Origin of the sequence: Dongia mobilis, from assembly GCF_004363235.1 — a bacterium.
Taxonomy (GTDB): Bacteria; Pseudomonadota; Alphaproteobacteria; order Dongiales; family Dongiaceae; genus Dongia; species Dongia mobilis.
Map to the genome: position 1 here is coordinate 269,895 of NZ_SNYW01000008.1, position 20,743 is coordinate 290,637.

At 64.2% G+C, this 20,743-nt stretch carries 20 protein-coding genes; 5 read left to right on the plus strand and 15 right to left on the minus strand.

Annotated features, from left to right (window positions below; genetic code table 11):
* Window positions 1-506: 506 nt before the first annotated feature.
* Both sucD and sucC read right to left on the minus strand, forming a co-directional pair.
* The gene (gene sucD / locus A8950_RS09930) at window positions 507-1,382 is read right to left on the minus strand and encodes a succinate--CoA ligase subunit alpha (protein ID WP_133613493.1); all 876 of its coding nucleotides are present in this window, start codon (window positions 1,380-1,382) and stop codon (window positions 507-509) included.
* A 5-nt stretch (window positions 1,383-1,387) separates the two neighbouring features.
* Window positions 1,388-2,554 (minus strand): ADP-forming succinate--CoA ligase subunit beta, encoded by a 1,167-nt coding sequence (gene sucC, locus A8950_RS09935; protein WP_133613494.1) that lies wholly within the window; start codon window positions 2,552-2,554, stop codon window positions 1,388-1,390.
* Between the two features lie 6 nt (window positions 2,555-2,560).
* Between sucC and A8950_RS09940 the strand changes: the two genes are divergently transcribed.
* Window positions 2,561-2,776, plus strand: coding sequence for a hypothetical protein (locus A8950_RS09940; protein ID WP_133613495.1), 216 nt, complete (start codon window positions 2,561-2,563; stop codon window positions 2,774-2,776).
* Window positions 2,777-2,856: 80 nt separating this feature from the next.
* Here the strand turns inward: A8950_RS09940 and A8950_RS09945 are convergent, their stop codons facing one another.
* The 13 genes from A8950_RS09945 to A8950_RS10005 all read right to left on the minus strand — a co-directional run bounded on the left by A8950_RS09945 (window position 2,857) and on the right by A8950_RS10005 (window position 16,313).
* Window positions 2,857-3,009, minus strand: a complete 153-nt coding sequence (locus A8950_RS09945) for a hypothetical protein (protein ID WP_208109817.1) — start codon at window positions 3,007-3,009, stop codon at window positions 2,857-2,859.
* Complete coding sequence (gene mdh, locus A8950_RS09950) at window positions 3,006-3,971, minus strand: malate dehydrogenase (RefSeq protein ID WP_133613496.1); 966 nt, start codon at window positions 3,969-3,971, stop codon at window positions 3,006-3,008. The genes A8950_RS09945 and mdh overlap by 4 nt, the downstream gene beginning before the upstream one ends.
* Before the next feature lie 156 nt (window positions 3,972-4,127).
* On the minus strand, window positions 4,128-5,306 hold the full coding sequence (gene zapE, locus A8950_RS09955) for a cell division protein ZapE (RefSeq protein WP_243735597.1): 1,179 nt from the start codon (window positions 5,304-5,306) through the stop codon (window positions 4,128-4,130).
* A gap of 301 nt (window positions 5,307-5,607) precedes the next feature.
* Entirely contained in the window at window positions 5,608-7,212 is a 1,605-nt protein-coding gene (locus A8950_RS09960) for a hypothetical protein (protein WP_133613497.1), read from the minus strand.
* A gap of 248 nt (window positions 7,213-7,460) precedes the next feature.
* The gene (locus tag A8950_RS09965; RefSeq protein WP_133613498.1) at window positions 7,461-8,969 is read right to left on the minus strand and encodes a tetratricopeptide repeat protein; all 1,509 of its coding nucleotides are present in this window, start codon (window positions 8,967-8,969) and stop codon (window positions 7,461-7,463) included.
* An 85-nt stretch (window positions 8,970-9,054) separates the two neighbouring features.
* Window positions 9,055-9,627, minus strand: coding sequence for a DUF924 family protein (locus tag A8950_RS09970; protein WP_133613499.1), 573 nt, complete (start codon window positions 9,625-9,627; stop codon window positions 9,055-9,057).
* The gene (locus A8950_RS09975; protein ID WP_133613500.1) at window positions 9,624-10,265 is read right to left on the minus strand and encodes a hypothetical protein; all 642 of its coding nucleotides are present in this window, start codon (window positions 10,263-10,265) and stop codon (window positions 9,624-9,626) included. The genes A8950_RS09970 and A8950_RS09975 overlap by 4 nt, the downstream gene beginning before the upstream one ends.
* 95 nt (window positions 10,266-10,360) lie before the next feature.
* Window positions 10,361-11,002: a glutathione S-transferase family protein gene (locus tag A8950_RS09980; RefSeq protein ID WP_133613501.1), complete on the minus strand. Its 642-nt coding sequence runs from the start codon at window positions 11,000-11,002 to the stop codon at window positions 10,361-10,363.
* Window positions 11,003-11,160: 158 nt separating this feature from the next.
* Window positions 11,161-11,979, minus strand: coding sequence for an ABC transporter permease (locus tag A8950_RS09985; protein ID WP_166645100.1), 819 nt, complete (start codon window positions 11,977-11,979; stop codon window positions 11,161-11,163).
* A 12-nt stretch (window positions 11,980-11,991) separates the two neighbouring features.
* On the minus strand, window positions 11,992-12,864 hold the full coding sequence (locus A8950_RS09990) for an ABC transporter permease (RefSeq protein WP_133613502.1): 873 nt from the start codon (window positions 12,862-12,864) through the stop codon (window positions 11,992-11,994).
* Between the two features lie 119 nt (window positions 12,865-12,983).
* Window positions 12,984-14,129 (minus strand): ABC transporter substrate-binding protein, encoded by a 1,146-nt coding sequence (locus A8950_RS09995; RefSeq protein ID WP_133613503.1) that lies wholly within the window; start codon window positions 14,127-14,129, stop codon window positions 12,984-12,986.
* A 132-nt stretch (window positions 14,130-14,261) separates the two neighbouring features.
* Window positions 14,262-15,401, minus strand: a complete 1,140-nt coding sequence (locus A8950_RS10000; RefSeq protein WP_133613504.1) for an ABC transporter ATP-binding protein — start codon at window positions 15,399-15,401, stop codon at window positions 14,262-14,264.
* A 180-nt stretch (window positions 15,402-15,581) separates the two neighbouring features.
* The gene (locus A8950_RS10005) at window positions 15,582-16,313 is read right to left on the minus strand and encodes a Bax inhibitor-1/YccA family protein (RefSeq protein WP_133613505.1); all 732 of its coding nucleotides are present in this window, start codon (window positions 16,311-16,313) and stop codon (window positions 15,582-15,584) included.
* 217 nt (window positions 16,314-16,530) lie between these two features.
* Between A8950_RS10005 and trpS the strand changes: the two genes are divergently transcribed.
* The 4 genes from trpS to A8950_RS10025 all read left to right on the plus strand — a co-directional run bounded on the left by trpS (window position 16,531) and on the right by A8950_RS10025 (window position 20,731).
* Window positions 16,531-17,562: a tryptophan--tRNA ligase gene (gene trpS / locus A8950_RS10010; RefSeq protein ID WP_133613506.1), complete on the plus strand. Its 1,032-nt coding sequence runs from the start codon at window positions 16,531-16,533 to the stop codon at window positions 17,560-17,562.
* A gap of 168 nt (window positions 17,563-17,730) precedes the next feature.
* The gene (locus A8950_RS10015; RefSeq protein ID WP_133613507.1) at window positions 17,731-18,783 is read left to right on the plus strand and encodes a DUF2333 family protein; all 1,053 of its coding nucleotides are present in this window, start codon (window positions 17,731-17,733) and stop codon (window positions 18,781-18,783) included.
* A gap of 284 nt (window positions 18,784-19,067) precedes the next feature.
* Window positions 19,068-19,985 (plus strand): sulfite exporter TauE/SafE family protein, encoded by a 918-nt coding sequence (locus tag A8950_RS10020; protein WP_133613849.1) that lies wholly within the window; start codon window positions 19,068-19,070, stop codon window positions 19,983-19,985.
* Window positions 19,985-20,731 (plus strand): TIGR02186 family protein, encoded by a 747-nt coding sequence (locus tag A8950_RS10025; protein ID WP_133613508.1) that lies wholly within the window; start codon window positions 19,985-19,987, stop codon window positions 20,729-20,731. The genes A8950_RS10020 and A8950_RS10025 overlap by 1 nt, the downstream gene beginning before the upstream one ends.
* The last annotated feature ends 12 nt before the right edge of the window (window positions 20,732-20,743 follow it).

A 20,743-nucleotide genomic window follows, 5' to 3' on the forward strand; every position in this document is an offset into this window, starting at 1 on the left:
GCTGGTATGGCCGATGTCGGGATTCCGTTAAAGTGATTCGTTGCGGCACAAGCATGGCCGGCGATCTGTCACCGTCGGCCGAGGTTTCAGTCTGGGCGTTATGTGGCAAATCGGTCGGCCGGATACCTGCGCCATTTGCGCATGGGATGGTTACCCAATCGTTACTGCTGGCCCGGATGTTGCGGCTGGCACCGGGGATCTCTCGCGGGGCCGGCATCCTCGTTGCGGAATTCATGTGGTTCAGATGGCGCCAGGGTGGCGGGTTATCAACCCGCGATGCCGCGCAGGATTGACCATCGGGCCAGCCGGCCAAATACGACTTTGGTCGATGTTTCGCCGGCTGGGCATATTCCGGCTGGGCCTCCACCGGTCGGGTCGTCGGCGGGCCGGGTAGCGGCTGGCGGGAGTTCCGGTAGCGGGAGTTCAGGTAACGGGGCCCCGCATTCCCGCCGGCCGCCGACAGGCGGGGGCCGGGATCAGGCAGTCGCGGGGCCCGCTGCAACGACCTACTTGCCCATGGCTTTCAGCATCGACGAGCCCAGGCTGGCGGGGGAATCCGCCACCAGGAAGCCGGCCGATTTCATGGCCTCGATCTTGTCGCCCGAGCCGCCCTTGCCGCCGCTGATGATGGCACCGGCATGGCCCATGCGCCGGCCCGGAGGCGCGGTGACGCCGGCGATAAAGCCGACAATCGGCTTCTTCTTTTTCGCCGCCTTGTAGAACGCGGCGGCATCCTCCTCGGCATTGCCGCCGATCTCGCCGATCATGACGATGCCGGCGGTCTCGTCATCGGCCAGGAACAGCTCCAGGCAGTCGACAAAATTGGTGCCGTTGACCGGATCGCCGCCGATCCCGATGCAGGTGGTCTGGCCGAGGCCCGCGGCGGTTGTCTGCGCCACCGCCTCATAGGTGAGGGTGCCGGAGCGCGAGACGATGCCGATCTTGCCCTTGCGGTGGATATGGCCCGGCATGATGCCGATCTTGCATTCTTCCGGCGTGATGATGCCCGGGCAGTTGGGGCCGATCAGGCGCGTGCCGGAATGGCCCAGAGCCCGCTTCACGCGCACCATGTCGAGCACCGGGATCCCCTCGGTGATGCAGACCACCAGCGGGATCTTCGCGTCGATCGCCTCCAGGATGGCGTCCGCCGCGAAGGGCGGCGGCACATAGATGACGCTGGCATTGGCGCCGGTCTTGGCGACCGCATCGGCGACCGTGTCGAAGACGGGGAGGTCGAGATGCCTGGTGCCGCCCTTGCCGGGCGTCACGCCGCCGACCATCTGCGTGCCATAGGCGATCGCCTGTTCGGAATGGAAGGTGCCCTGCGCGCCGGTGAAGCCCTGGCAGATGACCTTGGTGTTCTTGTTGACGAGTACGGACATGGCTATCAGGCCTCCTTGACCGCCTTGACGACCTTTTCGGCCGCGTCCGCCAGGTTGTCGGCGGACAGGATGGGCAGCCCGGACTGAGCCAGGATCTTCTTACCCAGTTCGACATTGGTGCCTTCGAGGCGCACGACGAGCGGCACGTGCAGGCTGACCTCGCGCGCCGCCGCCACCACGCCTTCCGCGATCACGTCGCAGCGCATGATGCCGCCGAAGATGTTGACCAGGATGCCCTCGACATTGGGGTCGGAGAGGATGATCTTGAAGGCGGCCGTCACGCGTTCCTTGGTGGCGCCGCCGCCGACATCGAGGAAGTTCGCCGGTGAGCCGCCATAGAGCTTGATGATGTCCATGGTCGCCATGGCGAGGCCCGCGCCGTTCACCATGCAGCCGATCGAGCCGTCGAGCTTGATGTAGTTGAGGCTGTGCTTGGCGGCCTCGAGCTCGGCCGGGTCTTCCTCGTCGGGATCGCGCAGTTCCTCGACATCCGGATGGCGGAAGAGGGCGTTGTCGTCGAAATTGATCTTGGCGTCGAGCGCCAGTACCTCGCCCTCGCCGGTCACCACCAGCGGGTTGATCTCGACGATCGAGCAATCGAGGTCGGTGAAGGCCTTGTAGAGCGCCAGGATGAACTTGGTGGCCGAGCCGATCTGCTTGCCGCTGAGGCCGAGACCGAAGGCGATCTGGCGGGCATGGAAGGGCTGGATGCCGGTGGCCGGATCGATCGCCACCTTGAGGATCTTCTCCGGATGCGAGGCCGCGACCTCCTCGATATCCATGCCGCCTTCGGTAGACGCCATCACGGTGACGCGCGAAGTGGCGCGGTCGACCAGCATGCCGAGATAAAGCTCGCGCTTGATGTCGCAGCCGGCCTCGACATAGATCCGCTTCACCACCTTGCCGGCGGGGCCGGTCTGGTGGGTGACGAGCGTCATGCCCAGCATCTTGCCGGCGAAATCCTTCACCTCGTCCAGCGATTTCGCGACCTTGACGCCGCCGGCCTTGCCGCGGCCGCCGGCATGAATCTGCGCCTTCACGACACAGAGACCGCCGCCCAGTTTCTTGGCTGCATCGACCGCCTCGTCGGCGGAATAGGCGACATGACCGTCGGGGACGGAGACGCCAAACTTACGGATCAGGGCTTTGGCCTGATATTCGTGGATGTTCATCCCAGGGTGACCCGCTATGTGCGTTGCGAGGGACTGCACCCCGGCAGCGCCTTCAAACGGGGCGCCAAACGCTCGTCAGCCACCGGGGCCGCGCGATTTTCCGGAAAGATCAAGACGTTGAAAGTCTTGAGAAAAAAAGCGGGCGACAGCGACAGCCGACGAAATGCTGTGGTGCAGCAGATCGCACTCTACCACCATGCCGGACGGGTTCAAGCCAATTGAACTGGAAACCGTCGCTACAACAGGGCGATAGGACTGTCGCCGTCGCAGGCCGTTTGGTCTTCCGAAAAAGACCGAGAAGGTTACTTCTTCTTCGCAGCCTTCTTCGCGGTCTTCTTGGCGGTCTTCTTGGCAGCCGGCTTCTTGGCAGCGGCCTTCTTGGTGGTCTTCTTCGCCGACTTCTTGGCGGCTTTCTTGGCAACCTTCTTGGCCGCCAGTTCGATGGTCTTCTTCATTGCTTCTCTCCTCTTTGAAGCTTCCTCACCACATCGATGAGGCCCCTTACGGCCGCGACCGACTTGTCGAACATGGACTTTTCAGCCTTGTTGAGGTCGATCTCGACCACTCGCTCTACGCCGCCCGCGCCGATCACGACCGGCACGCCGACATAGAGTCCCTTCACCCCGTACTGGCCAGTGAGATAGGCCGCACAGGGAAGCACGCGTTTCTTGTCCTTGAGATAGGATTCCGCCATCGCGATCGCGGAAGACGCCGGCGCGTAGAAGGCGGAACCCGTCTTCAGCAGGTTGACGATCTCGGCCCCGCCGTCGCGGGTGCGCTGCACGATCTGGTCAAGCTTGGCCTGGGTGGTCCAGCCCTTCTTGACGAGATCCGGCAGCGGAATGCCGGCGATGGTGGAATAGCGCACCAGCGGCACCATGGTATCGCCATGGCCGCCGAGCACGAAAGCGGTGACGTCCTCGACCGAGACCTTGAATTCCTCAGCCAGGAAATAGCGGAAGCGGGCAGAATCAAGCACGCCCGCCATGCCGACGACCCGGTTCTCCGGCAGGCCCGAAGCCTGCTGCAGCACATAGACCATGACGTCGAGCGGATTGGTGATGCAGATGACGAAGGCCTTCGGCGCATACTTCTTGATGCCCTTGCCGACCGCGTCCATCACCTTGGCATTGGTGGCGATGAGATCGTCGCGGCTCATGCCCGGCTTGCGCGGGATGCCGGCGGTGACGATCACGACATCGGCGCCCTTGATCGCCTTGTAGTCGGAGGCGCCGGCATAATGGGCGTCGAAACCCTCGACCGGGGAGGCCTCGGCGATGTCGAGCGCCTTGCCTTGGGGCACACCATCGACCACGTCGAACAGCACGACGTCGCCCAGCTCCTTGATCCCGGCGAGCAGCGCCAGCGTGCCACCAATCTGTCCAGCCCCGATGAGGGCTATCTTCTTTCGCGCCATTCTGTGCTAATCCTGGTATCCCTTACGCATTGCCCGATTCTGATTAGGCAATGCCCCCTGCGCTCAAAGCGCACTCCTCTAGATGTTGAGTTAATAACCCGAAATTGCCACAAGAGCAAGAGGCATTAACTCTTCGCGTGAAAATCCTGCCGCACCTCACGTCAAATGCGGTCGGGTCAGATACTCGACCGACTGCATCTCGTTGAGGCGGCTGACGGTGCGCTCGAACTCGAACGCGCCATCGCCTTCCGGATAGAGCCGCTCCGGCTTGTCCGCCGCCGCGATGATCGTCGTCACCTTGTGTTCGTAGAGCGCGTCGATGAGGTTGATGAAGCGCCGCGCCTCGTTGCGCCGCTCGGCCGAAAGCTTCGGCACACCGTCCAGCAGCACCACGTCGTAATGCGTGGCGATGGCCAGGTAATCGGCAGCTCCCAGCGCCTTCGCGCACAATTCGTCGAAATCGAACCAGGCGACGCGGCCATGGACATTGGCGACCTGACGCTGGATCTCGAGCCGGCGACCCTGCACCGTCAGGTGGCTCGCGATCGGTGGCTCGTTGTCGGTCATGCGGGCGAAGGCCTCGCGCATGTGGCGCGCGGCCAGATCGCCCAGTGGATAGTGGTAGACGCTCATGTCCTTGAGGCGTGCCAGGCGATAGTCGCGGGCGCCATCCAGTTCGAGGACGTCGAGCCGGTCCTTGAGCAGGGCGATGAAGGGCAGGAACTGGTCGCGCTGCAATCCGCCCTTGTAGAGATCGTCCGGTGCCCAGTTCGAGGTCGCCACCATCACCACGCCGCGCTCGAAGAGCGCGGTGAAGAGCCGGCCCAGGATCATCGCGTCGGCGATGTTGGTGACATGGAACTCGTCGAAGCAGAGCAGCGTCACCTCCTGGCCGATCTTCTCGGCCAGGGTGGGGATGAGGTCCACCTGTTTCGGCTTTTCCTGCCGCCACTGATGCAGTTGCTCGTGCACCTCAAGCATGAAGGCATGGAAATGGACGCGGCGCTTCTTCTCGACCGGTGCATGGGCGAAGAACAGATCCATCAGCATCGACTTGCCGCGACCGACCCCGCCATAGAGATAGAGGCCCTGGGGTGCAGTGACTTCGCCCGCGCCGAAGATCCGCCGCGCGAGACCCAGGCGCGCGGCCCAAGCCTGGCCGATGGCCTGCAGGCCGGCCTGTGCCTGCGGCTTGTAGTTCCGGAGCGCGTTGTGGAGCGACTGCAGCTTCTCCGCCGCCAGCTCCTGCGCGGCATCGTGGTGCAGGCGACCGGCGCGATGCATCGCGCGATAGGCGGGGAGAGGCCCGTCATCGATCATGGATGCGGCCGACATGTGCATCGTTGCGGAAGGCGCGACTCGGTCAATATGCATATCGCAGATATGACAACACATTTTTTTTCACTTATCCACCGCGAAGTGATTCGCGCGTGTTTTCCCGATCACGGATTCCCGCCTCACTGAGTCATCGCTGCAACAGGTGACGACGCCATGCGATCGAGACACAGACCGTGACGCAAGCCGAAATGCAAACCGCGCCGGCTTTGCTCAAGCCGGCGCGGCAGCATCGGGATTAAGACTCTGTTTACGTTCGCCGGCGGCAATCACATGGTTGCCGTTGCCGCAGGTTGCACCGTCACATGCCGGACAGCGAGACGCCGTTGACCTTGGTGTCGCCGGTGGCATCGACCTCGATCTTGAGCCTGTCGACCGGTTTGCCGTCGCTGTCCGCCTCGCGCTTCGCCAGCGACTGGATCATGGCAAGGCCACCGACGATCTGCGCCGCATCGGCCGAGGTTTGCGCCGCTTCGGTTGCCATCTGCATGGCGCCGTCCAGGCCGAACACGTCGACATCAAGCGCACCGACCAGGCCGAACACCGCCTCCGGCAAGACGTCGAAGGTGCCGGCAGCGCCCACCTGCAGAACCTCCGCACTGAGGCCCGACGGGCCCATCTTCAGCTTCATCGGCGCCTGCTGCAGCAACTGACCCATGGCGATGAACATGACATTCATCGCCGCCTCGGCCTGGTTCTGGTCGCCGGCCACCAGGGCCGGGAACTGGTCGCCGATCAGCGACCACAATTCCTTGGTCGGCACGTCGCTGAGCGTCAGCGCCAGTTCGCCCTTGCCCGGCAGCAGCTTCTCGAACAGCGGCGTCGCCGCGATATCCGGATCCCGGATGACGAGGCCGTCATGGCCGAGCCCGAAATTCAGGCTGGCCTTCTCGCCGTCGAGGCCGCTCATGCCGAGCTGGAAGCGGCCATTGCCGAGGCGGAATGGCTCGCTGCCATCCGCTTCCTTGAAGCTCGCCCCGCCGATCTCGACGTCATAGTCGATGCTGGCCATGATGGCGCCCATGCCCTTGATCAACTCGCCCATCCTGGCGGCCTGCTCGGGCGTCAGGGTCGGGTTGCCGCCGGATGCGGCATCCGGCGCGGTGTCGGGTGCTGCCGTCGCCTGATCGGCCAATGCCGCGGTCAGGGTCTGCAACTCGCGGGTCTTCTCGACATATTCTTTCAGCTTGACCTTGCCGAGGCCGAAGCGACCGGAGAGCTTGTCGAGACCGAGCGAGCCGCCGGTTTCATCCTTGGCGACCAGGCCGGCCAGTTCGACCGTGCCGGTCTGATCGAACAGGCCGCCGCCCTTGTCGTCGCTGGCCACGGTCACGGTCAGGCTGCTGGCCCGCATGTCGCCGCCGCGTTCCCCGCTATCCGTGGCGACGATATCCGCCGCCTGCCAGTTGAGGGACAGCAGCGATTGCAGGCTGGAGGACCATTCGCCGGTGAAGCTGGTGGTCTTCAGCGACAGGCTGCCTGTCTCCTTGCCGGCGCTGTCCCGGTTTGGGAAGCGCGGCGCATGCGCGAGGTCGCTGACGATATAGCCGTCGCTGCCCTGCGGCGTCAGGCGGTAAGTGATGGTGCCGATCTCCATATGCTCGGCTTCCTTCGCACCCACCCGAACGCCATCGACCGACACCGCGAAGGCATTCTCCTCCGGCGTCACCTTGATGGCGTCATGATGCAGGACCCGCTGCTCGGCTGGACCTTCCATCAGGGCAAGGTATTCCTCGATGCTCTTCTGGATGAGCGGCGCCTCGGCCGGGTCGATCTTGACGGCGGCCGTTTCGACGGCACTGCTCTCGGCATTCTGTCCTGACGCCTGATCCTTGGCGTCATCGCCGCAGGCTGACAGGAACAAGAGGGCGACCACCCCGCCGGCTGCCAGATTGGTCCGCAACATCTGGCCCGATTTCCACCAACGCCCCATTTTCTCCTGCTCCTTGATTCCGATTGCGAAGTAAATTGCCAAAATGTCCCCGGCCGCCGCCCCGCTGGCGGGTGGCGCCCGCGCGCGCCCTATATCAGATCGGCCTCCGTCCCGGAATGCGGCTTGGCCCATCCTGTGACGCGGCGCACAGCATCAGGACAGGACAATCTGGCCAAAGCATGGCGGCTAACAGGGCGCCGGTTTCCCAAGCCCGCGGATGTTCAGGGCGGCGGAATGTAGGGCTTCGCTCCCGTCGGCGCCCCGCCAGGCAATTGCGGGGTCAGTTGCTGCAGGTTGAAGGGGTCCTGGGCGAAGGGGTCGAAGGGCTGATTATCAAGCAACGGCTCAGCCGCTGGTGCCGCCGGCACCGCCGGTGCCTGAGTCTGCGCAGCCGGAGCTTGAACCGCCGGAGACTGGGCTGCGGGGGCTTGGACTGCGGGGGCCTCAACCACTGGCGCCACCCATTCCAGCGCCGTCGGTGTGCTGGCGGGCAGTGGCGCGGGTGGCGTCGGTTCGGCCACGGGCGGCGCGGCCATGTCGGGTGCCGCCAGATTGGAATCCGGAGCAACGATATCGGGCATGGCTGGCGCAGGCGTTGCGACCCCGGGCGTCGGCGTTGCAATTCCGGGCGCCGTGGCCGGCGCCATGCCGCCGTCCGGCGGCACGATCTCGGCGCCGGTATGCAGCGGTACCCCACCGGCATTTGGTTGCGCCGTGGCCACCGGCTGCTGCGCGTCGCCGCTGGGCATCCAGGTCTCGGCGCGGCGCTTGGCCTGCGCCTGTTCCTCCGGCGTCATGCCGGCGGCCAGCATCTCGCCCCGCTTGCCGCCTTCCGGCTGGCCATAGAGGGCGGCCAGCTTGTACCAGGTCAGCGCCTGCACCTTGTCCAGCGGCACCCCTTGGCCGTTGGCGTAGAGATCGCCCAGCGCCACCATGGAGGCGGATTCCTTGCCATTGGCGGCACGCTCGAAATGCCGCACGGCGCGGATAAAATCCGGCTGGCCGGCAAAGCCCACGCGATAGATCGAGCCCAGCGAATAATCCGCTGTCAGGCTGCCGGCATCAGATGCCTTCTGGAACCACTCGGCGGCGATGCGCGCATTGGCCAGGACACCGTCGCCGGCGAGATAGGCGCGGCCCAACTCGTTCATGGCGGCGACATTGCCGAGGCCGGCCGCCTGTTCCAGCCACGGCACCGCCTTGGCCGCATCGGCGGCGATGCCGGCATCGCCATCGGTCCCGGGCAATCCCTCCTGATAGATCACGGCCAGCTTGAGCATCGCCTGTTGCAGGCCGAGATCGGCGGCGCGGGTGTACCAGAAGACGGCTTCCCGGGGATCGCGCGGCACACCCTGGCCGGTTTCATAGAGGCGACCTAGGGCGAACTGGCCGTATTTCTGTGCCGCCGCAATCAATTCCGAGCCCTGCGGGCCGAGGGCAGCGCCGTTATAGCGCGGTGCCGTGTCGATTTCGGCGGCGATCTTGTAATAGGTCGCGGCCTGGGTGAAATCCTGGACCCCGCCCGAGCCGTCCTCATAGATCTTGGCGAGGTTGAAGGCCGCCACCGGGTTGCCCAGCTTCGCTTCCTCGGCCAGCAGCGGCATGGCTCCGGCGACGTCACCCGCCTGCAGCTTCTCCTCCGCCATCTTGTAATCGGCCCGTGCCGGCGTCGCTTGAAGAACTGGGGTCGCCAGCAGCAGGGCGGCGGTGGCAAGCAGGAGAAGGCGCATCTATCCCGGTCCAATGCGGTGTTGCTGGTTCGCAATCTACCGAAAAGCGGGCGCCATGGCCAGCTTGGGCGGCGCGATGCGCATGTCAGAACTGCAATTTGGGATCGGCGAGAACTGCCTGCTCGGCTTCCGTGGTTTCCCGACCCAGGGCGGCGTTGCGGCCCGGAAAGCGACCCGCCCGCCGGACCACGTCGCGATGGCGATGGGCATAATCCAGCTGGATCTCGGCGAAGGCCTTCGATTCCGGTGGTGCCTCGGCAAGGTGCCGCGTGAACAACTCGACGGCACGCTCCTGATCGGCCAGCGCCTCGCTATGCTCGAAAGGAAGATAGAGGAAATGCCGCCGGTCAAAGGGCAGCATCCGGTCGAAGCCCTGGCGCAGGGCATCATCCGCGATCAGCCGCGCCCGTGCATCGCCCAGGAACGCCTTCGCCTCGCCCCGGTATATATTGCGGGCCATCTGGTCGAGCAGGAGGAGAAGGGCAAGGCAGCCATCGGGCGATTGCCGCCAATCCTCGAACGCCCCCTGCTGTGCCCCATGCACCGCCGCGCCGAAGCGCCGGGCGATCTCGGCATCGAACTCGCGGTCCCGTTCGAACCAGACCTTGCGGGCCCGGTCCGAGAACCAGAAATCGAGAACCGCGCGTGGATCGGTCATGCCTGAAACCCGGACGATGTTGCGCGGTGAAAATTGATCTGGCGAACCAAATCCCTGGCCCTGTCGACATGTGCCGGAAAGATGGGCAACTCGACTTCACGGCCGTCGCGGTCACGCTCCAGAAGCACCATCATGGTCTTCGGCTGTAAGCCAAAGACGCGACGCAAGCGATTGTCCCAGGCCTTGTCGGCAACTTCCTGAACCGCCATCTGCTCAAGTGTTTCGAGACCGAAGACCCAATCCAAGTCTATTCCGTTCGCGGTCGCTCGATCTGAAACAACGAAGCGAGCCAGTTGATGCATCGGATCAAATCCGATGGCAATGCCCCGATTCCTCAACCAGATAGCGCCCTTGGGCGAGAATCCGCCCTTGCTGCCATCATTGAAGACGAGGTTGTTGGCCGGGCTGCCGGCCAGCTCCAGAATGACGTCGCTCTGCCTCGTCTCTCGAATGCCGGGAAGACGGAGTTCGCGGTACCAGAACGTCAGTATGGACGCGGCTCCGGCCGGAATGAACGCGTAACCGATGTCATCAAGGCCAAGTGCCAAGTTGATGACCACGCCCAAACCGAAGCCGATCGCACCTGCTGCAAGCAAGGTCAGCAAGGAAAATAGTTGACGCAACTGTTCCCTCAGCATTGCCCAGCCGGGATTTCGCCGACTGGGCTGCTGAAGATAGGTTTCGCGAGGCTGTCGTCTCGCCGGGCTCTGCCCGGGGACAGGGCGCTCCGCCGTCACGCCGCGACCGGCCCCACATGGTTGAATTCGGCCACGCGGGCGATGGCGGGGCGGGCGCGGACCTTCTCGGCAAGGCGCTTCAGATGGGGGAAGCGCTTATAGGTGTCGGGACAGCAATCCTGCCAGGTGGAGAGCATGAAGCAGAGCGCATCGGCGGCCGAGAAGCGCTCGCCCAGCAGGAAGGGGCCGTTCTTGGCCAAATGCGCGTCGATCCGCGCCCACAGCTTCTCGATCTCGGCTTGGGCGGAAGCCTGCACGCCGGCAAGCCCGTTCGCCTCGGTGGTGATGCGGTCTGGATAATAGAAGCGCAGCATGGCCGGCTGCAGCGTGTTGTTGAGGTGGAAGAGCCACATGAGGAATGCGCCACGCTTCGGGTCGTCAGCTGCCGGGGAGAGGCCCGCTTGCGGAAAGCGGTCGGCGATGAGCAGCGAGATCGCCGCGCATTCGCTGATGACGCTGCCATCAGGCAGCTTCAGCGCCGGCAGCTTTCCGGCCGGGTTGATCTTCAGATAGTCGGCCTGCTTGTGCTGTTCCTTGCTCATGTCGATGAGCACGGCATCGTATTTCGCTCCCGATTCCTCCAGGCAGTAATGCGCCGCGATCGAGGCGGAATTGTGCGACCAGTAGAGCGTGTACATGGATGATCCTTCGTTTGACGATCTCAGTAGCGACTTTCTTCTATACTGTCATGGCCCGCGCAGGCGGGCCATCCACGAGTTTTTTGCCAACCGAAGGTGACAAGTCGTGGATGCCCCGGCCAAGCCGGGGCATGACAATGCTAAGTGGCGCCCCCCGCTCACCCTGCCGGCTTCCTGCCCCGGCGCAGCAGGACCTGCGCCGTGATGAGGGCGGTCAGCGAGAACAGCATGACGGCGGTGCCGATGGCGTTGATCTCCGGAGTGACGCCGCGGCGGATCGACGAGAAGACATAGATGGGCAGTGTCTGCTGCGAGCCGGCGACGAAGAAGGCGATCACGAAATCGTCGAAGCTGAAAGTGAAGGAGAGCAGGAAGCCGGCGACGATGCCCGGCATCAGCTGCGGCAGGGTCACCTGGCGGAAGGTGGCGACGGGATCGGCATAGAGATCGGCCGAGGCCTCGATGAGGGAGCGGTCCATGCCGGCGATGCGCGCCCGCACGATGACGATGACAAGGGCCATGGCGAAGAGCGTGTGGGCGGCAATGATCGAGCCATAGCCGAGGCCGAGTTTCGGCGGCGCCTCGCCCGGCCAGATTCCGGCGATCAGCGCATTGGCGGCATCGAAGGTGGTGACGAGCGCGATGAGGGTCGCAATGCCGATGACAATGCCCGGCACCATGATGGCGACATAGGTAAGGCCGTCGAAGATCGTGCGCAAGGGGCCCCTGACGCCTTGCAGCGCCAGCGCCGCCATGGTGCCCATGACGGTGGCAAGGGTGGCGCTGGTCGCGGCAACGACAAGACTGTTCTTGAGCGCCCCCAGCATCAGCTTGTTGTTCGCCGCCTTGACATACCAGCTGAAGGCAAAGCCCTGGAAATCCGACGCGTTGTTGCCGCTGTTGAAGCTGAACAGCACGATGAGAGCGATCGGCGCATAGAGGAAAAGATAGACGAAGGCCGCATATCCGCGCAGCATGGCCCGCACCCCCTACATCAGCGAGACGTCGCGGCCACCGGTGCCGCGCGTCGCCTTGAGGTAAAGCGTCACCGTCACCACCATGATGACGACGAGGGCCATGGCGCAGGCCGAGCCGAACGGCCAGTTGAGGCTCTGCAGGAACAGATCGACCAGGGCATTGCCGATGAAGAACACCTTGCCGCCACCCAGCATCTGCGGAATGAGGTATTCGCCCATCAACAGGATGAAGACCAGCATGCAGCCGGTGATGACGCCGGGGGCGGAGAGCGGCAGTGTCACCTGGCGGAAGGTGGCGAAGGGGGCCGCCCCCAGATCCTCCGAAGCCTCCAGCAGGCGCTTGTCGAGCTTCTCCAGGCTGACGAAGATCGGGAAGACCATCAACGGCAGATAGCCATAGACAATGCCGACCAGTACGGCCAAGGGCGTGTTGATGAGGCGCACACCCTCGATGCCGATATAGTCGAGGAGCTGCGGCAGGCCGCGTCCCCCCAGGATGAACATCCAGGCATAGGTGCGGATGAGAAAGCTGGTCCAGAACGGCACCACCACCAGGATGAGGAGGAAGAGCCGCGTCTTCGGACTGGCCTTCACCGCGAGATAATAGGCCAGCGGATATCCGGCCAGCAGGCAGATGAGGGTCCCCGCCGGGGCCAGGGTCAGCGTGTTCTGGAACGCGGTCCAGCGGGCACCGAGGTTGAGGTAGTTGTCGAACGTGAAGGCCGCCTGGTAGCCGCCCGTCTCCGCCCGTTCGCCGACGGAATAAACCAGGACGACGATGAGCGGCAGCACCAGCAGCGCCAGATACCAGAACGCACTCGGCGCCAGCAGGACATAGGCCCAGCGGCGGCGCGAACGTTCCTGGATGACGGCGGAATCGGTCATGGAAACATCCTGCAGCGGCAAGAGTGGTTGCCCGGGTCAAGCCCGGGCATGACGGTCACAGAAAAACCCGTCATTGCCGGGCTTGACCCGGCAATCCACTCTCTCCGCATTGCGCGCCCTTACGCCGATTTGAACCGCGCCATGATCTCGGCGCGCAAGGGATTGGTCAGCACGTCGCTGGCGCCGAATTCCAGCGGGGTCAGCAGTTCCGCCGCCGGATACATGATGGGATCGTTGGCGACATCAGGCGGCAGCTTGGCGATGACCCGCTTGTCGGCAACCGGATAGCCGTGGAACAGCAATTCCTTCGTGTTCACTTCCGGGTCCAGCAGATAGTTGATCAGGGCATAGGCGCCCTTCTTGTTGGGCGCCGCCTTCGGGACGGCGTAGAAATCGGACCAGATCTCGCCGCCTTCCTTGCCCAGCACATAGACGATCTCGGGGATGTCCTTGTGCAGCTGCTTGCCGTCGCCGGTCCAGGCCACCGACATCCAGGCATCGCCATTGCGCATCGAGGGCTGGTAGTCGCTGTTGATGGCAAAGAGATGCGGCTTCGCCTCGATCAGCAGCTTTTCGGCATCGGCCAGTTCCTTCTCGTCGTTCGAGTTGAAGGAATAGCCGAAATACTTGAGCGCATTGCCGATGGTGGTGAGCTGGTAGTCATGCACCATGACGCGGCCCGAGGCCTTGTCCTTGGTGATGTCCCAGAATTCCTTCCACGAGGTGATCTTGTCGGGCAGTTCCTTGGTGTTCTGCACGAAGCCGGTGGTGCCCCAATCCTTGTGCACGGCATAGACCTTGCCGCCGATCGAGCCGGGCTCGGTCATGCGCGGATCGGTCAGCGAGGCCGGGTCGTAATTCGGGATCTGTGCGAGGTCCAGCGGGTCGATGAGGTCGGCATCGACATAGTTCTGGATCGTGTAGTTGGTCGGCACGAAGACGTCCCAGCCGGTGCCGCCGGCCTTCAGCTTGGCATACATCTCCTCGTTCGAGCCGAACACGGTGAGTTCAACTGTGGCGCCGGTCATTTCGGCGAAGGCATCGAGATTGGCCTGATCGTGATAGTTCGGCCATGAGGTGAGCGATACCTTGTCGCCGATTTCGCCGGCGGCAAAGGTGGGCCGCGGGCGCAGGCCCGGCACGGCGCCTGCCAGCACGGCCATGGCGGTGCCGAGGCCGGTGACGCCGAGGAAATGCCGGCGCGAGATCGAGCCCATCTGGTAGCGGCGCAGCTGGGCGATGAATTCCTTGCGTGGATCGGTCATAGCAACGACTCCCTTTCGATGATGTGAGGCCCCAGTTTCGTCGACCGGATTCGTCGACATGACGCGGTATGGTTCTTGTTCTTCCGCTGCTTCCGCCGGCGTCATCGGCGCATCGGAATATCCCTTGCCGCCTCAGCTTTCTGCCAGCATCAGCGCGCGCTCGTGCTGCCAGCCCAGCAACACCTGGTCACCCGGCTCCAGCCCTTGGGCATGGGTGGCCGATTTCGGCAGGCGCACGAGGACGGGGCCCAGCCCCTCCGCCTCCACCTGGAACTCGCTGTGGTCGCCGAGATAGATGCGATTGGTCAGCCGCGCCGGGCGCGCGACATCGAGGCCGGCCGGCGGGGAAGTGGGCCGCCACAATCCGATCGCCTCCGGCCGCAGCGCGATGACGGCGCGGTCGCCGGTCTTGAGGCGCGCACCCAGGCGGCTGAACGGCGCCTTCAGCGTGAGGCCGCTCGCCGTCACCAGCGTGCCGCCGGTATTGTCGCTGCCCGCCACCTGCCCGGCGAAGAAATTGGATTCGCCGACGAAATCGGCGACATAGCGGTTGACCGGCGCGTCGTACAATTCCTCGGGACTGCCCAGCTGGACGACCTTGCCGTCCTTCATGATGCCGATCGTGTCGGACATCGAGAGCGCTTCCTCCTGGTCATGCGTCACCAGGACAAAGGTGATGCCGACCTCGCGCTGCAGGTTCTGCAGTTCGATCTGCATCTCGCGGCGAAGCTTGCGGTCAAGGGCGGCCAGCGGTTCGTCCAGCAACAGCACGGTCGGCCGGTTTACCAGCGCGCGGGCCAGCGCCACGCGCTGCTGCTGGCCGCCGGACAATTCCCAGATGCGTCGCCTCGCCAGTTGCGGCAGGCGTACCAGCTCGAGGGCTTCCGCCACGCGACGGTCGATTTCGCCTTGTGCCAGGCGCGGCCGCCCGGGAACGCGCTGCCGGAGGCCATAGCCGACATTGGCCGCGACATCCATGTGCGGGAACAGCGCGTAATGCTGGAACACCATGTTGACCGGGCGGCGATAGGCGGGGACGCCCACCACCGATTGCCCGGCGATCTCGATCGAGCCGGCGCTCGGCTGTTCGAACCCGGCGATGAGGCGCAGGGAGGTGGTCTTGCCGCAGCCCGAGGGGCCGAGGAAGGAATGGAACGAGCCGCGCTTCAGCGCGAAGCTGACATCGTCGACCGCTCGAACCTCGCCGAAATACCTGGCGACCGAACGGAACTCGACGTCAAACGAACCGGTCTCCGCCGCTGCTGCTGCCACGAATGCCGCACTCCCCAAGTCACGGACCGGCGCTCATTGGCTCCTGGCGTCGGTTCCACCTCTCACTCGTAGCGCGTTTGCCACTCAATGAAAAGTGGCTAGCAAATTTTCATTTCTGGTTGCGCACAAAGAAAAACGGCGGCACCAGGTGGTGCCGCCGTCGGTCTGATTGAAGCCGGCCTACTCGCGGTTGCCGAGGAAGCGCAGCATGAACAGGAAGAGGTTGATGAAGTCCATATAGAGGACGAAGGCGCCGAGGATCGACTTCTTGGTCGCCACCTCGTGGCCGTCGGCTTCCCAATAGAACTCCTTGATCTTCTGCGTGTCATAGGCGGCAAGGCCGGTGAAGACCAGGACACCGATGATCGAGATCGCGAATTCCAGGGCGCTCGACTGCATGAACAAATTGACCAGCATGGCGATGACCAGGCCGAACACGCCCATGATCAGGAAATTGCCCATACCGGACAAATCCTTCTTCGTCGTGTAGCCCCAGAGGCTCATGGCCAGGAAGGTCGAGGCGGCGATGAAGAAGGTCTTCACGATCGAGGCCGTGGTGTAGACCGCGAAGATATAGGAGAGGCTGAGCCCCATGATGCCGGCAAAGGCCCAGAACAGGATCTGGGCGGTCGACATGCTCATGGCATGGATGCGCATGCCGAAGAACAAGGCAAAGCCCAGTGGGGCCAGCATCACCACCCAGGCGAGCGGCGTACCATAGATCAGGCCCAGCATCGCCTCGTTATTGCCGACAAGATAGGAAATAATTCCGGTGAGCGCCAGGCCACCGCCCATATAGGCGTAGACCTTCTGCATATGGGCGCGGAGGCCTGCGTCGATCGCCGCCGATTGGGCGCTGGCATAGCCCTGCGTCCGGCTGGTGGCATATTCATGGTTCGGTCCGGTGACCATTTTCGTTCACTCCCCGTTCTATCCAATGCCGCTGAAGCTTGCGGCTAGCTGGCAATGTAGGGGTGAGTTGCCAAAAATCAATAGCTGCCGGGCCCTTGGCGGGAAATCGGAAGCACTGCGCGGCCGCCATCGAAATCAATTGCGGAACGACGGCTTAGGCCCCATAAACCGGCCCGGAACGGGCAGTTTTCAGGACAATATTCAGGATCCGCGCATCATGAAGGGCCGCATTTTTTCCGGCGTGCAGCCGACCCACACGCTTCATCTGGGCAATTACTTGGGCGCGGTGCGCAACTGGGTGCGCATGCAGAAGGAATTCGAGTGCATCTTCTGCGTCGTCGACATGCATGCGATCACGCTGTTCCAGGAGCCGCAGGCGCTTCGCCAGAACACGCGCGAGGTAACGGCGGCCTTCATGGCGTCGGGCATCGACGTCTCCCATTCGATCATCTTCGCCCAGAGCCAGAACCGGGTGCATGCGCAGCTTGCCTGGATCCTCAATTGCGTGGCGCGGGTGGGCTGGCTCAACCGCATGACCCAGTTCAAGGAGAAGGCCGGCAAGGACCGCGAGAACGCCTCGGTCGGCCTCTACACCTATCCGGTGCTGATGGCGGCCGACATCCTCGGCTATCGCGCCACCCATGTGCCGGTGGGCGAGGACCAGAAGCAGCATCTGGAACTCGCCCGCGACATCGCCCAGAAATTCAACAATGATTACGGCGTTGATTGTCTGGTGCCGCCGGCGCCGGTCATCGGCGGCCCGGCGGCGCGCGTCATGTCCTTGCGCGACGGCACCAAGAAGATGTCGAAATCGGACCCTTCCGACTATTCCCGCATCAACATGACCGACGATGCCGACACGATCGCCCTCAAGCTGCGCAAGGCAAAGACCGACCCGGCGCCGCTGCCGGGCGCGGAAGTGCTGGACGCCAAGGGCGCGGTGACGGCCGAAGCCGAAGCGGCGCGGCCGGAGGCCTATAACCTGCTGGCGATCTATGCCGCCCTTTCCGACCGCGAGATCGGCGATGTCATCAACCAGTTCGCGGGAAGGGAATTTTCCGCCTTCAAGCGCGAATTGACCGATCTCGCGGTTGCCGTCCTTGGGCCGATCGGCGCCGAGATGAAGCGCCTGCTGGCGCATCCGGGCGAGATCGATGCGGTGCTGTCGCAAGGTGCCGCCCGCGCCCGCGCCCTCTCCGAGCCGGTCCTCAAGGAGATCGAGGAGGTTGTCGGTTTCCTGTCGGCTTAAAATGGCCGGCCGGGTAGCCATCCTTGATCGCCACCCCATCTCGTCATCCCCGGCATGACGCCGAGTGGATGGAAGATGGGCCGGCACCTGCACACATTGCGGTCATGCCAATGCCTCCCTATCTGCTAGGGGCATTGCCATCGCAACCAGCCGAGGGTCCGCCTGCCCATGAGTGACGAGTTCATCGCTGACCAGCCTGCTGGCGACCGATCTGGGAATGATACCCGGCGAACCGGCTGGCGCCGCTTCCTGCCGCGTATCGGCGGGCTTGCCCTGTCCCGGCCGCACGAAGATGGCGAGCGCAGCCGCTGGGTGACGGGGTTGCGCTGGGGCGGCTCGGCGCTGCTTGCCGTCATGCTGCTCTATTACCCTGTGGGTGCCGCCCTGGTGCACCGGATCAATGACGATCCCGCCTTCAATCCGGGCGTGGTGCCGGCCGAGGCCAGCAACGCCGTGGCCATGGCGGCCGCCATCATTGACCGCGAGGTGAACCAGACCGGCTGGCCGTCCAATGATCCCTGGTTCTTCCCCGGCGCGGTACTCGACAACATGCCGAATTTCCAGGCCGGCGAAATCCAGGCGCTGCAGCGGGTCATCACCGAGCTGCGCGACCAGATCGGCCGCTCGCGCGGCACCTCCTCGATCGATCCCGGCCTGCAGAACGCCGCCAGCGCCATCAATACGCGGCCGGACATCTGGTATTTCGACCTCAACCGGTCCTGGGCGCCCCTGACGCCGTCGGACAATTACTATCGCGACGCCATGCGCTCGCTGATCGATTTCAATACGCGTCTGGTCGCCGGTCAGGCGGTGTTCGAGCGCCGCGCCGACAACCTGCTCTCTACGCTCGAGCGCATCTCGCAGGACCTCGGCGCCGCCTCCAACAAGATCGACCAGGAGATCGACGCCGAATCTGCCGCCTGGTTCGATACCGGCGCCGACGACATCTTCTATTTCAACAAGGGCCAGCTCTACGCCTATGGCCTGTTGCTGCGCGCCCTCGGGCGGGATTTCCAGCCGATCCTGGCGGAAAAGGGGGCCAGCACGATCTGGCAGCGCATGGTCGATTCGATGCTGGAGGGCGCCGTGCTGCAGCCGCTGTTTGTCGTCAATGGCGAACCGGGTTCGGTGGCGCAGCCCAATCACCTGGCCGAGCAGGGCTTCTATCTGCTCCGGGCCCGTGCCCAGCTCGACGAATTGCAGGACATCCTGCGCAAGTGACGGGGCCCTGCCGCCGGCGGGTGCAGGCAGTGGATTCGATGGGGCCAGCGCCAGCCGCCGCATGAAATCTCCGCGAAATCGGCGTGATTTCGGCGCGGATAGCTTCCCCTTGGAATCACAGTGATTTACAGTGACCTCCTGGCGTTGCGGCACCCGAGTCGCGGGGCCGCAAATCCGGCCGAATTGGCGACGGCGGCGTATCCTGGTCCTGGCTTCGGTCACGCTCCCGTCTTCTGGGGGAAATTGTGACCTGGGCGAGCGCCGTCCTCGATTGGTTCCTCGGTCTGCAGATCTATCTGCCGATCGCCGAGGTTGCCCTCAATGTCTTCCTGCTCCTCGGGCTCGGCGCCGGCGTCGGCATGCTTTCGGGCCTGTTCGGGGTGGGCGGCGGCTTCCTGCTGACCCCGCTGCTGATCTTCGTCGGCGTGCCGCCGGCGGTCGCCGTCGCCACGCAATCCAACCAGGTGGTGGCCTCCTCGGTCTCCGGCGTGCTGGCCCATTGGGCGCGCGGTAACGTCGATTTCAAGATGGGTGCCGTCATGCTGGCGGGCGGCATCGGCGGCTCCAGCCTCGGCGTCATCATCTTCACCGTGCTGAAGGAGCTGGGCCAGATCGATCTCTTCATCGCGGTCGCCTATGTCATCACGCTTTCCTCGATCGGCATCCTGATGGCGATCGAATCGGCCAATGCCCTGGCACGCACGCGCCGGCCCAACCGCCTGCCGACCAAGCTGCACCAGCACAACTGGGCGCAGGGCCTGCCCTTCAAGATGCGCTTCAGGAAGTCGCGGCTTTACATCAGCGCCCTGTTGCCGGCCGGGATCGGCTTCGTAGTCGGCATCATGTCGGCCATCATGGGTGTGGGCGGCGCCTTCCTGCTGGTCCCCGCCATGATCTATCTCCTCGGCATGGCGACCAGCGCCGTCGTCGGCACCTCGCTGTTCCAGATCATCTTCGTGCAGTCCTGGGTCACCTTCTGGCAGGCCAACAACAACCAGACGGTCGACATCCTGCTGGCCCTCATCCTCACCATCGGCGGCGTGGTGGGGGCGCAGATGGGCGGGCGCCTCGGCGCCAGGCTGCCGGGCGAGCAACTGCGCTTCCTGATGGCGATCATGATCCTGGTCACCGCCGGCGGCATGCTCTATGAGCTGGTGGCAACCCCGGCCGATCCCTTCACCCTCGTGATCGGTGGCTATTGATGCGGGCGCTGCTCCGCGCGCTGGTCCTGCTTCTGGGTCCGTTGCTGGGCGCCGTGCCGCCGGCGCAGGCGCAGGCGCCGCTGATCGCCGATCTCGATGACCATCTCATCGCCATCACCACCGGTTTCGCCGGTGCCGATGTGCTGCTGTTCGGCACCACCGACGGGCCGGGCGACGTCATCGTTGTGGTAAAGGGGCCGGTCGACAATGTCGACGTGGTGCGCAAGGAACGCGTTGCCGGCATCTGGATCAACCGCAAGAGCCTGGGTTTCCAGAATGTGCCGGCGGTCTATATGACCGCCAGTTCCAAGCCGATCGAGGACCTGCTGCCCGAGCCGCTGCGCGCCAGTTACCAGATGGGCATTCCCAATATCCGCATCGTTCCGGTCGATCCCGCCGATCCGGAACTGGGCGAATTTTCCGCCGCCCTCATCCGCAACAAGCAGGCCAGCGGCCTGTTCGCACCGCAGCCCGCCCGCATCCTGTTCATCGGCGACCGCCTGTTCCGGGTCAATCTGCGGGTTCCTTCCAGCGTGCCGACCGGCACCTATCTGGCCGAGGTCTATCTGGTGCGCGAGCAGAAGGTGGTGGGTGTTCAGACCACGCCGCTGGTGATCAGCAAGATCGGCTTCGGTGCCGATATCTATGACTTTGCCCATCGCCATGGCGCCGCCTATGGTGTCATCGCCGTCCTGGTGGCGCTGTTCGCCGGCTGGCTGGCGCATCTTGCCTTCCGTCGCCGCTAGGGTCAGGCTGAC